14 protein-coding genes are annotated in these 13,152 nt (G+C 71.8%); 6 read left to right on the top strand and 8 right to left on the bottom strand.

The features are described from left to right. The 3 genes from VFE05_19965 to VFE05_19955 all read right to left on the bottom strand — a co-directional run. Nucleotides 1–873: YceI family protein (locus tag VFE05_19965; protein ID HET6232362.1), on the bottom strand; the 873-nt coding region annotated here is incomplete at its 3' end. Between the two features lie 208 nt (nucleotides 874–1,081). After that, nucleotides 1,082–2,269: a hypothetical protein gene (locus tag VFE05_19960; GenBank protein ID HET6232361.1), complete on the bottom strand. Its 1,188-nt coding sequence runs from the start codon at nucleotides 2,267–2,269 to the stop codon at nucleotides 1,082–1,084. Continuing rightward, nucleotides 2,266–2,799: a sigma-70 family RNA polymerase sigma factor gene (locus VFE05_19955; GenBank protein ID HET6232360.1), complete on the bottom strand. Its 534-nt coding sequence runs from the start codon at nucleotides 2,797–2,799 to the stop codon at nucleotides 2,266–2,268. The genes VFE05_19960 and VFE05_19955 overlap by 4 nt, the downstream gene beginning before the upstream one ends. Before the next feature lie 376 nt (nucleotides 2,800–3,175). On the opposite strand from VFE05_19955, the gene VFE05_19950 reads away from it, so the two are divergent. The 6 genes from VFE05_19950 (at nucleotide 3,176) to VFE05_19925 (ending at nucleotide 9,012) form a co-directional block, all read left to right on the top strand. Then, nucleotides 3,176–4,057 (top strand): deoxyribonuclease IV, encoded by an 882-nt coding sequence (locus VFE05_19950; GenBank protein ID HET6232359.1) that lies wholly within the window; start codon nucleotides 3,176–3,178, stop codon nucleotides 4,055–4,057. 423 nt (nucleotides 4,058–4,480) lie between these two features. Continuing rightward, on the top strand, nucleotides 4,481–4,870 hold the full coding sequence (locus tag VFE05_19945; GenBank protein HET6232358.1) for a DUF2946 family protein: 390 nt from the start codon (nucleotides 4,481–4,483) through the stop codon (nucleotides 4,868–4,870). Nucleotides 4,871–5,141: 271 nt separating this feature from the next. Beyond that, the gene (locus VFE05_19940) at nucleotides 5,142–6,422 is read left to right on the top strand and encodes a hypothetical protein (GenBank protein ID HET6232357.1); all 1,281 of its coding nucleotides are present in this window, start codon (nucleotides 5,142–5,144) and stop codon (nucleotides 6,420–6,422) included. An 85-nt stretch (nucleotides 6,423–6,507) separates the two neighbouring features. Further along, complete coding sequence (locus VFE05_19935; protein HET6232356.1) at nucleotides 6,508–7,425, top strand: metal ABC transporter substrate-binding protein; 918 nt, start codon at nucleotides 6,508–6,510, stop codon at nucleotides 7,423–7,425. Further along, a complete protein-coding gene (locus VFE05_19930; GenBank protein ID HET6232355.1) occupies nucleotides 7,422–8,195 on the top strand; it encodes a metal ABC transporter ATP-binding protein in 774 nt (257 codons plus the stop codon). Before VFE05_19935 ends, VFE05_19930 begins: the two co-directional genes overlap by 4 nt. Further along, on the top strand, nucleotides 8,188–9,012 hold the full coding sequence (locus VFE05_19925) for a metal ABC transporter permease (protein ID HET6232354.1): 825 nt from the start codon (nucleotides 8,188–8,190) through the stop codon (nucleotides 9,010–9,012). Before VFE05_19930 ends, VFE05_19925 begins: the two co-directional genes overlap by 8 nt. 108 nt (nucleotides 9,013–9,120) lie before the next feature. Here VFE05_19925 and VFE05_19920 read toward each other — a convergent pair whose 3' ends face one another. The 5 genes from VFE05_19920 to VFE05_19900 form a co-directional block, all read right to left on the bottom strand. After that, the gene (locus VFE05_19920) at nucleotides 9,121–9,549 is read right to left on the bottom strand and encodes a hypothetical protein (protein ID HET6232353.1); all 429 of its coding nucleotides are present in this window, start codon (nucleotides 9,547–9,549) and stop codon (nucleotides 9,121–9,123) included. Between the two features lie 82 nt (nucleotides 9,550–9,631). Beyond that, entirely contained in the window at nucleotides 9,632–10,078 is a 447-nt protein-coding gene (locus tag VFE05_19915) for a hypothetical protein (GenBank protein ID HET6232352.1), read from the bottom strand. A gap of 349 nt (nucleotides 10,079–10,427) precedes the next feature. Further along, complete coding sequence (locus tag VFE05_19910) at nucleotides 10,428–10,721, bottom strand: hypothetical protein (GenBank protein HET6232351.1); 294 nt, start codon at nucleotides 10,719–10,721, stop codon at nucleotides 10,428–10,430. Between the two features lie 234 nt (nucleotides 10,722–10,955). Continuing rightward, nucleotides 10,956–11,276 (bottom strand): helix-turn-helix transcriptional regulator, encoded by a 321-nt coding sequence (locus VFE05_19905; protein ID HET6232350.1) that lies wholly within the window; start codon nucleotides 11,274–11,276, stop codon nucleotides 10,956–10,958. A 27-nt stretch (nucleotides 11,277–11,303) separates the two neighbouring features. Then, nucleotides 11,304–13,152, bottom strand: a 1,849-nt coding sequence (locus VFE05_19900; protein HET6232349.1) for an FtsX-like permease family protein, incomplete at its 5' end; no start/stop codon positions are given.

Below are 13,152 nucleotides of genomic sequence, written 5' to 3'. Positions count from 1 at the left end.
GCCCAGGCTGGTCTGCGCCTGCGGCGATTGCGGGTACAGCTCGGCTGCCAGGCGGAAGACGGCCACCGCGTCGGCGGTGCGGCCGCGGGCGAGCAAGGCGCGGCCGAGGCGGTCGACGTTCCACTCCTCGTTCTTCAGCGCGTTGGGATCGCGCGCCCGCGCCGCCCTCGCCTGTGCCGCCAGCGCGGGAACGCCATCGCGGGTGACGCGCGCGACCGCGGAGTCGAGCTGCGCTTCGTGCGTGCGGCCGAAGTCGGTGTCCCACGCCTCCACGGCGAGCGTCACGTCCACGCTGTCGCCCATGGTGGCGCTGCGCAGCGCGTCGAACCACGGGTTGAAGCGGCTTCCGCCCTCGATCCCGAAGTCCTTCCGCGCCAGCCGCACCGCGCCCGCGAAGCCCACCAGCGACGAGCCGTGCGGGTCCGCGACCGGCGCGTGCGCCACGCGGAACGGGATCGACACCTCGCGCGTCACGCCGTGCACGGTGAGCGGCCCCGTCGCCACGAACCCGCCGCGCGCCGCCGCCACGCGCGTGCTCTGGAACGTCACGCGCGGAAACCGCTCCACGTCGAAGAAGTCCGCGCTGCGAAGGTGCTCGTCGCGGTGCCGCGAGCCGGTGCTGACGCTCGCCGCGCCGATCACGAACGTCACGGACGAGCGCGCCGGCTGCCGCGCATCGTACGTCACCGTGCCGTGCAGGTCGTCGAACCGCCCGCGCACCGTGCCGTAGAGGAACGGGATCGAGAACTCCACGTCCGAGTGCCCCGCATCCACCCGGTACGCGCGGACCTGGCCGGAGGGCGCCTGTGCGGCGAGCTCGGAGGCGTAGAGGAGCGGCAGGATGACGGCTGTGCATCTAGCAAATTGGCGCATGGGTGCTCCGATGTGGGAGGATGATGACGAAGACGGCGGATCGGAAGATGTGGATCGGGCGAGTTGCGGCGGATCGGCGCTGCCGCCGGCCGATCCGCATCCGCGTCTGGATTCGGGAGATGCGGACAGGCTGATGCTTCGGCTCGCGCGCCCGCCGCATCTCCGCCGATGCGAAGCTGCCCGATCCGGCGGAGATGCGCGGCGGCGGCTACCCCGCCGGCACCTCGGCGACGAGGACGGATTCCATCAGCTCGCCGGGGGCGGCGCCGGCCCGGCGGGAGAGGATCATCACGTGGTCGGTCTTGCGCAGCCAGAAGGTGTGCTCGCGCGGGCCGGTGCCCAGCACCACGCGCCAGCAGTCCACCGGCCCGGCCGCGGTGCGCACGCGGTCCTCGCCCGTGAGCCGCAGGCCGAACGGGTACGCCAGGTCCGAACGGGCCGCGCCCCAGCCCAGCAGCGACGCCCGGCCGCGCCACCCCGGCTCCAGCCGGATGGCCTGGAGCATCAGCAGCGGCGACGCCTCGCCCGCCAGGAACGGCCCGCCGCGCGACGGGATCCGCCGGGCGATCAGCCGGCTACGATTGGCCGACCGCATGGTGCCGTGGATGCTGTCGCGCGTGAACCACTGCTCCACCGTGAAGCGGCTGAAGCCCACGTCGTACGCCTGCCGGTGCAGCGGGCGGAGCGTGGCGCCGTCCAGGATCGTCGTCTCCTTCGTGTCGTGCGGGTGGCCCGTCCACGCGTCGTACAGGCGCCACGCAGGGCGGCCCTGGTACTCCGCGCGGTCCAGGCGGACGATGCCGCGCTCCGGCGGCACGGCCAGGCGCCCGCCGCGCACCGTGCGCAGCTCGTACGTCCACGTGGCGGGGCGCAGGCGCGTGGCGTCCACGTCGCGGGCGGGCGGATACGACATCTCCGGCCCGGTCAGGTCCTGCGCGGCCGCCTCGTTGGGCAGCACGCTGAAGCTGGAGAGCACGCCGCCCAGCGTGGGCAGGCTGTCCTCCGCCGCGGCCAGACCGGGCGACGTGGGTGAGATGGCGCGCTGCCCGGCCCGTGACGCGACCGCCACCAGCGCCGCCGCCGTGAGACCGGCGACGAGCCCCCGCCGCCAGCGCCGCCGCGGAGTCGCCGCGGGCTCCTCGCCGCCGGGCAGGAGCACGCGCTCGCCGGCCGCGCGCTCGGCCAGGATGCGGGCGAGCATGCCGTCCGGCGGCAGCGGGGCGGGGAGGTCGCGCGCCGCGGCGGAGAGCCCGCGCATGAACGAGACGGTGGCGCGGCACCGCTCACATGCGGCGAGATGGCGGCCCACGGTGGCCGATTCGGCGGGGGCACTCGCGCCGTCGGCGAAACGCTTTAGCTTTCGGTCGTCCGGGTGCGCCAGCGGAAGGGTCGTCATCGGTCGCTCCTCAGGTAGCCGCGCAGCGTCTTGACCGCCCGGCACAGCCGGACCTCGCTCGCGCCTTGGGTGATGCCCAGCAGCCCCGCGACCTCGGCGTGCGGCCGGCCTTCGACCTCCTTGAGGACGAAGACGGCGCGCAGCCCGTCCGGCAGCCGCGCCAGGGCGCGCTCCAGGGCCAGCCGCGGCTCCACGGCTTCCGCCTCGGCACGGCGGGAGGGCTCGGCCTCGTCGTCCAGCGCCACCTCGCGGCGGCGGCCGGCGGAGCGCATGCGGGTGAGCGCGGCGCGGGCGGCCACGCGCTTGAGCCAGCTCTCGAAGCTGCCGCGCTCGTCGTAGCGGCGCAGCGCCTCGGGGAGGCCCAGGAAGACGTCGTGCAGCACGTCCTCGGCGTCGGCGCGCGAGCCGGTGAGTCGGTACGCCAGCGCCATCACCGCCGCCGCGTGCGCCGCGTACAGCTCGCCCAGCGCGCCGGGCTCGCCGTCGCGGGCGCGCCGCACCGTGGCGGCGGGGTCGGTCGTGGGGTTCACGCGCATCGTCTCCCTGGCTCGCCGCGAGATCGTTCGCTCCACCTATCCATCGCCGCCCGCGCGCGCAACCTTACATCGTCACGAACCGCATCCCTCCGCAGCGGCCGGAGCGCATCGCCCGCGCATTCGCGAGCGTGCATTGCCGCGCATCGGTGGAAGCGGAACGGTGAGCGACCGCATCGGCCCGAGCGGGTTATCAGGCGAGGCGGTTCATCTCCCGACCGCTGCATCTACCGAAGCGGCGTCATCTACCGATGCGGCTGCGTTGGCGGACCCCAGCGGTATCCACCGAAGCGGCAACATCTACCGAAGCGTTCGCATCTGCCGGACGTCTCGCATCTACCGAACCGAACTTCGACCTGTCGAGCATCGCGATATGAGCACGAACGAAGTAGCGGCCGCGCCCGACGAGCTGGGCGCGCACGTCTCCACCGCCGGCGGGTGCCACACCGCGCCGGGCCGCGCGCACGAGATCGGGGCCGCCGTGCTCCAGCTCTTCACCAAGACGCCCAACCAGTGGCGCGAGCCCGCGGTGGACGACGCGCTGTGCGCTTCGTTCTCGTCCGCGTGCGTGGAGCGCACCATCGGCACGGTCATCTCCCACGACTCGTACCTGATCAACCTGGCCTCGCACGACCCGGCGCTGTTCGAGAAGTCGTATGCGTCGTTCGTGCAGGAGCTTACGCGCTGCCGGTCGCTGGGCGTGCACTTCCTGGTCACGCACCCCGGCAACGCCACCGACGGCGACCGCGAGCGTGGCCTGTTGCAGAACGCCGAGGCCATCGGCCGCGCGCTTGAGGAGGCGGGCGGCAGCACCGTGGTGCTGGTGGAGACCACGGCGGGCGCGGGCAAGGTGCTGGGCTGCACGTTCGAGGAGCTGGCGCGCATCATCGACCTGATCCCCGAGGCGCTGCGGTCGCGGGTGGGCGTGTGCTTCGACACGTGCCACGTGTTCGCGTCGGGCTACGACCTGCGCGGCGACTACGACGGGGTGATGGCGCGCTTCGGCGACACCATCGGGTTCGAGCGGCTGCGCGCGTTCCACCTCAACGACAGCAAGCACGACCTGGGCACTCGCAAGGACCGCCACGAGTGGATCGGGGACGGCTTTCTCACGCCCGAGCCCTTCCGCCGCCTCATGCGCGACGAGCGGTTCGCGGGCGTGCCCAAGGTGCTGGAGACGCCCAAGCTGGAGGACCACACCGGCAGCGACCGCGAGAACCTCCGCCGCCTCCGCGACTTCCGCGCAACCGCCTGACCCGCACGGCGTTAGGACGATAGACGCGGATTCGTTGGTCGATTAGGTAGATGTGCATGGACCGATGTGGACGCCCCCGCTCGGTAGGGTCGCACCTGCGTGTGCGACCGCGGTTCCGCGGCCTGGCATCGGAACCGCGTACGGTCGCTGCCGCAGTCCGATGGCGTCGGTTGGGCATCTTCGCCGCTGAGGCGCGGGCCGACACGCAGGTCGGGCCCCTACCGGTCCGGGGCGGTGAGTGCCTGGCGGTAGCGCCGGCGCCGCGGAAACAGGTGAGGAACTCCAGCCGGTAGATGCGGCACACATCGTCTTGCGCAGTAGATGGATAGCGGATGTGTACCCTTCTTCGGGCGGGGTGATGTGACGCCGGGAGAGGACAGTGCGGGGAACTCAACCCACGCGGTGGGGGTACGGCTCGGCTTCATGAACACGCGCGCGCACCTTCCCGGCTGGGCTCGTCTGAGCCTTCTGCTCGCCGCTCTCCTGCAGTTCGCAGGCGGCGCGGTGGGTCCGTGGGTGCACGCCACTGCCGACGCACAGTTCGGCGAGGCGGCGGCGCTCTCTGCTCCCGCAGCCGGCGGCGGCGACGCTTCGGACGCGCAGGGCGGCTCCAAGCGCCCCGCGGCGCCCGCGCACAACGAGCGCGACTGCGCCGTCTGCCAGGCTTTCCACGCCGTCTCGCTCCCCGCGGGCGAGTCGGTGCTCCCGCAGCTCACCGCCCAGTCGCACGCCGCCTACGCCGCGGCCGAGACCGGCTACCTTCCCGTAAGCCACGCGCCGGTCCAGGCGCGGGCACCCCCAGCACAGGCCTAAGAGCCCTTCGCACCACCCGGACCCCGCGTCCGTGGACCGTCCGTCTCCCCTGCATCCGCCGGGGAGCGACCGCGTCCGCGACGTGGTGGGCATCCGGGCATCCACTCTGCATGGCCGCAGTCCGTCCCCCGACCCTCGAGCCGGCGGATCGAACGCGGAGCAAGCGGATGGACGGGCGCGAGGGCTCCGCTTCCGCACGCCCGTGCCCCACGGGCCGGCGTGCGGCGCAGGTCTCGCGCAGCATCGTCCAGCACCCGCTCACCATCGAATCATGCGAGCCATCTACGGCTTACTCGCGCTTCTCGCCGCCACGGCCACCGCCGCAGCGGCCCAGCAGACCCCTGTCCCCACGCCTGCCAACCCGGACAGCGTGGCCCGCGCCGACAGCGCCGCGCGCGCCGACTCCATCGCCGCCGTGCGCGAGCTGGAGGCGGCCGGCACCCCGTCCACCCCCACCACCGCCGAGAACGGCCGCCCCGCGCAGGCGGGCAGCGGCGGCCCCACCAACCCGCGCCTGCTGCCGGACTTCAGCGCGGTGGGCGACCTGGTGGGCGACCTCTCGCCCAAGGGCAGCACGCAGCCGGGCGGCGAGCGCTTCGCCGTCCGCGAGGTGGAACTCGCCGTGCAGGCCGTGGTGGACCCGTACTTCCGCGGCGACGTCTTCCTAGGCATCTCGGACCAGGAGGGCATCTCCATCGAGCAGGCGTACCTGACCACCACGTCGCTGCCCGCGGGGCTGGAGGCGCGGCTGGGCCGCTTCCTCATGCCGTTCGGCAAGCAGAACACCACGCACCGGCACGATCTGCACACCATCGAGTACCCGTGGGTCATCCAGCGCTTCCTGAGCGACGACGGGCTCAAGGGCACCGGCATCGCGGGCAGCAAGGTGTTCTCGCCCTTCGGCTTCTACCAGGAGCTGCAGGTCACCGCCGTCGACCGCTTGGGCCAATCCCCCGACAGCCTGGTCACGCGCGAGCCGGTGAACCGCAGCCTGGGCGGCCTGGGCTTCTCCGCCCGCCTGCGCAACTACGTGGACATCTCGCAGAGCACCAACTTCGAGCTGTCGGCCAGCGCCATGACCGGCCGCCGCGCGCAGCCCGCCGTGTTCGCCACGAGCGAGCTGACCGCCGTCGCCGCGCGGCAGACCACGCTGGGCGTGGACCTCACCTACCGCTGGCGCCCGCTGGAGCAGGGCCTGTACAAGTCCTTCATGCTCCAGGGCGAGTTCATGCGGCAGATCAACGGCGACCCCGTGGACGAATCCGACGTCTTCCTGGGCCCCACGCGCAACTACAACGGCGCGTACGTCTTCGCCCGCTACCAGGTGGGGCCGCGCAGCTTCATCGGCAGCCGCTACGACTGGGTGCAGGACCCGGAGAACGATGGAGATGCGCTGAACGCCGTCTCTGGATACCTGGAGTTCTTCCCCAGCGAGTTCAGCAAGCTCACCGCGGGCTACGAGCGCTACATGCCGGGCGGGCTGGACGGCGTGAACCGCTTCCTCGTGCAGGCCACGTTCGCCCTGGGCCCGCACAAGCCGCATCCGTTCTGATGCCCCACGGCATCGCACGACGGTAGATCGACATCACACGACGCAGTGAGTCACACCCATTCCGCACAACGGGAGACGGATCGAGATGAACATTCGAAAGATGCTGGCGCTCGCCGCCGCGCTGGGCCTCGCCGCCCAGCCCGCGGCCGCCCAGCGGAAGCTGAACGTGGTGACCAGCACCACCGACCTGGCCGACATCGCCATGGCGGTGGGCGGGGCGCGCACCAGCGTGGTGCACATCAGCGAGGGATACCAGGACCCGCACTTCGTGGAGGCCAAGCCCAGCTTCATCCTGCGCCTGCGCAATGCCGACGTGTTCGCGTTCGTGGGCCTGGACCTGGAGATCGGGTGGATGCCGCTGCTGATCGACGGCGCGCGCAACCCCAAGGTGCGCCCGGGCGGTGCGGGCTACCTGGACGTGTCGCGCGCCATCCCCGTGCTGGACCGCGCGCAGGGCGACGTGGACCGCAGCCAGGGCGACGTGCACCCCATGGGCAACCCGCACTACTGGCTGGACCCCGAGAACGGCCGCCGCATCGCCCGGCTGTTCCGCGACCGCTTCGTGCAGCTCGACCCCGCGGGGGCTTCGGTCTACCGCGCGAACGAGACGGCTTTCGAGAACCGGCTGAACGCGGCCGAGCGGGGGTGGACGGCGCAGCTGGCCGCCATCCGCGGAAAGCCGGTCGTGGCCTGGCACACCAGCTGGCGCTACTTCGCCGAGTACAACGGAATGAACATCGTGGCGTTCATGGAGCCCAAGCCGGGCGTTCCGCCGTCGCCGTCGCACCTAGCGGGCGTGATCGCCACCATGCGCCGCACCGGGGCCAAGACCATCGTGATGGAGCCCTTCTACGACAAGCGCATGGCGGACTTCGTGGCGCAGCGCACCGGCGCCACCGTGCTGATCCTGCCGCCTTCCGTGGGCGGCGTGCGCCAGGGCGTGGGCGACTACGTCTCGCTGATGCAGTACGACATCGGCCGCCTGGCCGCCGCGCTGCGATGAGCGAGCTGGTCAGCTTCCAGGGGGTGACGCTCGGCTACGGGCGGCGCCCCATCCTGAGCGGCCTGGACTTCGGCATCGCCGAGGGAGACTTCCTGGGCCTCGTGGGACCCAACGGTGCGGGGAAGACCACGGTTCTGCGGGGCATCCTGGGCTCGCTCAAGCCCATGACGGGCACCATCCGCCTGGACCCGGCGCTGCGGTTCGGCTACGTGCCGCAGCGCGACCAGGTGGACTACAACTTCCCGCTCAAGGTCACCGACGTGGTGATGATGGGCCGCTACGACCGAATCGGCCTGGGCCGGCGGCCGGGGAAGGACGACCGGGCCCGCGCGCAGGCCGCGCTGGAGCACGTGGGCATTCCCGACCTTGCGGACCGGCACCTGGCCGACCTGTCCGGGGGCCAGAAGCAGCGCACGCTCATCGCCCGCGCGCTGGTGGGCGAGCCCAACGTGCTGATCCTGGACGAGCCCACGAACGGCATGGACCTGGTCTCCACCACCCAGATCCTGGGCCTCGTGCGCGAGCTGCACGAGCGCGACGGACTGACGGTGATCATGGTGAGCCACGCGCTGAACGAGGTGGCCAACTACGTGGAGCGCATCGCCCTGGTGGTGGGCGGCGGCTTCCGCATCGGGACGGTGGACGAGATCATGACGGAGGCGACGCTGAGCGAGATGTACGGCATTCCGGTGGAGGTCGACTCGTTCAACGGGCACCGCATCGTGCTGGCGCGGCGCGCGCCCGCGGGAGAGGCAGGCGGCCGTGTTTGATGCAGTCTTCCTCTTCAAGGACGCGCTTTGGGGCGCGCTGGTGATCGCGCTCGCCTGCTCGGTGCTGGGCGTGTACGTGGTGATGCGCCGCATCGTCTTCGTGGGCGCCGCCTTGGCCGAACTCTCGTCTGCCGGGATCGCGCTGGCGCTGTGGCTGGGCGGCATGGGCTGGGCGGCGGGCGCCGCGACGCATCCGGTGGCGCTCTCTCTCGTCGTCACCCTGGCCGGGGCGCTCTTCTTCGGCATGGGCGGCGGACGGGGGCGCGTGCCGCAGGACGCCACCATCGGCGTCACGTATGCCGTGGCCGCGGCGGCGGGCATCCTGCTCATCGCGAAAGCGGCGACGGGCGAGGCGCACGACATCTTCCTGCAGGGCAACATCCTGGGCATCACGGCCACGGACACGCTGGTGCTGCTGGGCGTGAGCGTGCCCGTGCTGCTGCTGCATCTCGTGTTCTACAAGGAGTTCCTCTTCGTCTCGTTCGACCGCGAGACGGCGCGCACGCTGGGGTTCAGCGTGGACGCGTGGAACCTGCTGCTGTACCTCACGCTGGGCCTGGTGATCGCCTTCGCCATGCAGTTCGCGGGCGTGATGCTGGTGTTCAACTTCCTGGTGCTCCCCGCGGTCACCGGCATGCTGGCCGCCCGCAGCATGACGGGCACGTTCGCAGTCTCCGTCGGCTCCGGCCTGCTGGCGGCGGTGGTCGGCTTCTGCCTCTCGGTGCCGTTCGACCTCCCCACGGGCCCCGCCATCATCGTCGTCTCCGGCGTGCTGGCGCTGCTCGCCTGGATCGTGCGGCGCGTGCAGGAGCGGTAGAGCTACTGGGGGATAGATCGGTTGGATCGGAGGATGAAGAACGAACGGAGCCGCATCTCGCGAGGGATGCGGCTCCGTTTTTCGTCGTGCGATGTCGGCGCGAGCCGTCTACTGCTTGACCGCGCTGAACGTGCCCGTGAGGTTGCCGCTCGACGTCTGGACCAGCGTGGTGCCGCTGATCCCGGACCCGTTGAGTGTCCCCGTGTTGTGGAACGAAGGGTCGTCCAGGTTGAACGTGACGTTGTTGCCGTTGACGGTCCCGTTCACGACGGTGCCGCCGCTGAACGATGTGGCGCCCACGCCCGGGCAGGTGAGCGTGCCCGGTGTGTATGTGCCGGAGAACGAGGAGCCGGACTGCGTGAGGTTCAGCGTCAGACCCGCGACGTTGCAGTTGGCGAGGCCTGACCCGGACAAGTTGCTGACCGAGAACGACCACGCGCCCGAAAGCTTCGCGTTGCTGGGGCCGGTGGAGTCGCCGGAGCACGCGGCGAGGCCGACGACGAGCGCGAGGAGCCCTGCTTTGATCCGATTCTTCATGATGTCGTGTGTCGAGGAAGGGGTACGGGCCGGCGGGATGACGTTGGACTCGCCGCGCCGGCTGTGTCTGGACGGCCGAGGACTACTTCGCGCCGCCTGCGAAGGTGACGATCACCGGCGCGTTCTCGCGAACCGAGCGGGTGGCCGCAGCCTGGAGAGCCACCGCCTCTTCCTCCTCGCTCGCGCCCGCCGCGACGGTCACGACGGCGTTGCCGGAGGGGGCCATCGCCGAGCCCGCGCCCGCGCAGCGGACGGTGATGGTGATGGGCGTGTAGATGCCGAAGGTGAGCCCGGCTGCGACCTCGTTGAGGAACGAGTGCTGGGTCTCCACCACGGCCACGCCGTTCGGGCAGGCGGAGGCGGTCTGCACGACGGCGGGCGGCACCAGGCCGTACAGGAACGAGTTCGCCCACTGCTTCTCGATCACCGGCCCGGTCGCGGGGCGGCCGGTGTCCACCACCGCGTGGTAGCAGCCGGTGCTCGCGAGCAGGACGAGCGATGCCGTCCCCCACTTCAACGCGTTGCGCATCTTTCCTCTTTCGTGCGGAGGTTGTAATCGTGGCGGCAAGCTGCCGCCGGTAAAGCCCTTCACGAGGGCTAAGTCGATGAATATTCTGAGAGAAAAATGTCCTGATCGTGCCGGTGCGAAGGCGCGATTGCCGTGCAGGACGATTTGGATCAGCTGTCAGGCTTGAGAGCTCGTTTCGGCGACCGGAGCGTGGACTGGCGAGGTATTCTTACGCAGGCAGGTCTGCGCCTTTACGGCGCGGGGTACAGCCTACAAGGCGCCGGTCGAAAGCGCAAGCCTCGTGTCGGGGCTCACGTTCCTCATGGCGCCTCGGTAGCGAATCTGTCGCGGATGGCCGCTTCCCCGCGCCTCAGCCCCCCAGCAGTCCGCCCAGCTTGCCCGCGAGCCCGCCCAGGTCGGGGCCGTCGTGGTGCTGCGGAGCTCCGGGCTGCGCGGCTCCGGGCTGCCCGCCGGCCGGTGCACCGGCCCGCGGCGCGGCGTGCGTCGCGCTGTCACCCAGCATGCTGCCGAGGTGGCCCTTGAGCGGGCCGGGAAGGCGGCCGTCAAGGAACTCGACCGCGGCGTGCGCGGCATGGCGGGCCTGCTCCGGCGGGATGTTCGCCCGCGCGCTGATCTGCGACACCAGCTCGTCCATCATGGCCATCTGCTCATCTCCCGTGTCGGTTCCGCACCGTCCTGGCTGGAACGGCATCTCCCTGCCGCCCGGCAAGGAGCCGGCCAGAGACACGTGAGCCGAAGTTTTGTTGGACGAGGCGCCGCTGCTCATCCGAGGTGAATCCCCCGTCCGCCGTTCATCGGCCGGCAGATGGGAATGAGAAGCGGAGCCGCATCGGACGACGCGGCTCCGCTGATCTTCATCTCCCGAACCGATCTGCGATCAGGCGAGGAGGGGCTGGAGGTTCACGCCGTGCCACAGGCGCTCGCGGAGGGCACGCGTTCCAGCGAGCGCGCGGGCGCCGCGGGGAAGGAGGGCGAACACACGGCGCGACTGCCCCTCCACGTCCGCGCGCGACGACGTCACCCAGCCCTTCGCCTCCGCGCGGTCCAGCGTGGCGTACACGGCGCCGATGGCGACCTCGCGGTCCGTGGCGGCCTCCAGCTCGCGGCGCACGGCCATCCCGTACGCCGCGGCCGCGCACCGCACCACGGCCAGCAGCACCTGCTCCTCCCACACGCCCAGTGGCACGTCCCCGTTCATCTCGTCTCCCTCACGTTCGTCGCCCGCTCACTGCTCGCGCAGCGCCAGCGCCGGGTCCGAGCGGCTGGCGCGGTACGCGGGCACCCACGCGGCCACGAGGCCGACCGCCAGCAGCGCCGCGCCCGCCCCGGCCAGCGACACGGGATCCGCCGTGCCCACGTGGTACAGGAACGAGGCCAGCACGCGCGCCAGCACGAGCAGGCCGGCCGCTCCGAGAACGAGCCCGCCCAGCACCGGCCCGGCGCCCCGCCGCACCACCTGCCAGACCACCCGCCGCGGCGCCAGCCCCAGTGCGATGCGGATGCTGAACTCTCGCCGCCGCCCGTCCACGAAGTGCGAGATGGTGCCGTAGATGCCGATGGCGCCCAGCACCAGCGCCAGCACGGCGATGATCGACAGCAGCCCCATCATCTGCCGGGCGGGGCCCACCGCCTTGGTGAACAGCCGGTCCATCGTCGTCAGCTCCTGCACGGCCACGCCGGGCGCGGCGCGCTCCACCAGCCGCCGCAGCGCGGGCAGCAGCGCCTCGGGGTCGCCGCCGGGCTTCATCCTCACGAGCAGCGACTGGTTGTCGGCCGTGTAAGGCGAGCCGTCGTAGAGCAGGTACTGCGCGGGCGCGGGCTCGTCGGTGAGCTTGGCCTCGGCCACGTCGTCGACCACGCCCACCACCGTTCCGCCCCCGAACCCGCCGGTGATGCGCTGGCCGATGGGGTCCCTCCCGGCGAAGTACTTGGCCGCGAGAGACTGGGTGATGACGATGGCGCCCGTGCTGTCCGCGCGGTCAGTGCTCACGAAGCCGCGGCCTTGCCGCACCCGCATGCCCAGCGTCTGCACGTAGTCGCGCGAGACGACGCGGAAGAAGGTCGTGGTCCCGTCCAGCTCGGGATGGCCGGGGATGCCGATGTCGAAGCTGTTGCCGCCGCCCGTCAGCGGCAGCTTCTGGGACACCGAGGCGGCCTGCGCGCCCGGCAGCGCCACCGCCTGCCGCGCCAGCTCGCCCAGCACCCGGATGCGCTGCGCGTCCTGCATCTGCGCGGGGAAGGTGACGTTCGCGACAGCCACGCCCGCCGGCTCGAAGCCGGGGTCGATGGCGTACAGCTTGACCACGCTGCGGATGAGCAGCGCCGCGCCCGCCGCCATCAGCACCGCCAGCGCGGCCTCGCCCACCACCAGAGCGCTCTCCATCCGCATCCCCCGCCCGGCGATGCCGGACGTGCGCGAACGCGCCAGCGCCCCGCGCAGCTCGCCCCGCCACAGCGCGAACGCGGGCACCAGCGACACCGCGACCGCCGCGACGACCGCCACCGCCATCGCCGTCCCGAACAGCGTCCAGCTCAGCGTGGCCCGCTCCGCCCATGCGCCCAGCGGCAGCGCGCCCACGAGCAGGCGGAAGCCCGCGGCCGCCAGCACCGCGCCGGCCGCGCCGGCGAGCAGGCCCACCAGCACCGCCTCCGCCACGAGCTGCTGCGTGAGCCGCCGCCGCTCGGCCCCCAGCGCCGTGCGTACCGCGAATTCCGTCGTGCGCCGGTCCACCTGGCCCAGCATCAGCGCCGCCACGTTCGCGCACGCCATCAGCAGCAGCACGGCCATCGCAGCGAGCGTCGCCGTCAGCACGGGGGTCAGGCTGCCGAGGAGGTAGCTCCGCACGGGCGTGAGCGCGGCGTTCTTCGTCTTGTCCCACTGCGCCGGGTATTGGAAGTTCTCGCCCAGGAACCGGGTGATCGCGGCCAGCTGCGGCTCCATGTGCTCCGGGCTCATCCCCGGCGCGGCGCGGCCCACGAGGGCGTAGTTGCCGGAGCGGCTGCCCTCGCGCAGCGGCTGCGCGGTCCAGATGCGGATCGTGGGGTCCGGGAACCAGAAGCCGCGCGGCATCACC

Source organism: Longimicrobiaceae bacterium, from assembly GCA_035696245.1.
Taxonomy (GTDB): Bacteria; Gemmatimonadota; Gemmatimonadetes; order Longimicrobiales; family Longimicrobiaceae; genus DASRQW01.
The sequence above is the reverse complement of the archived record's forward strand: the minus strand, read 5'-3'. Positions and strand labels throughout refer to the sequence as shown.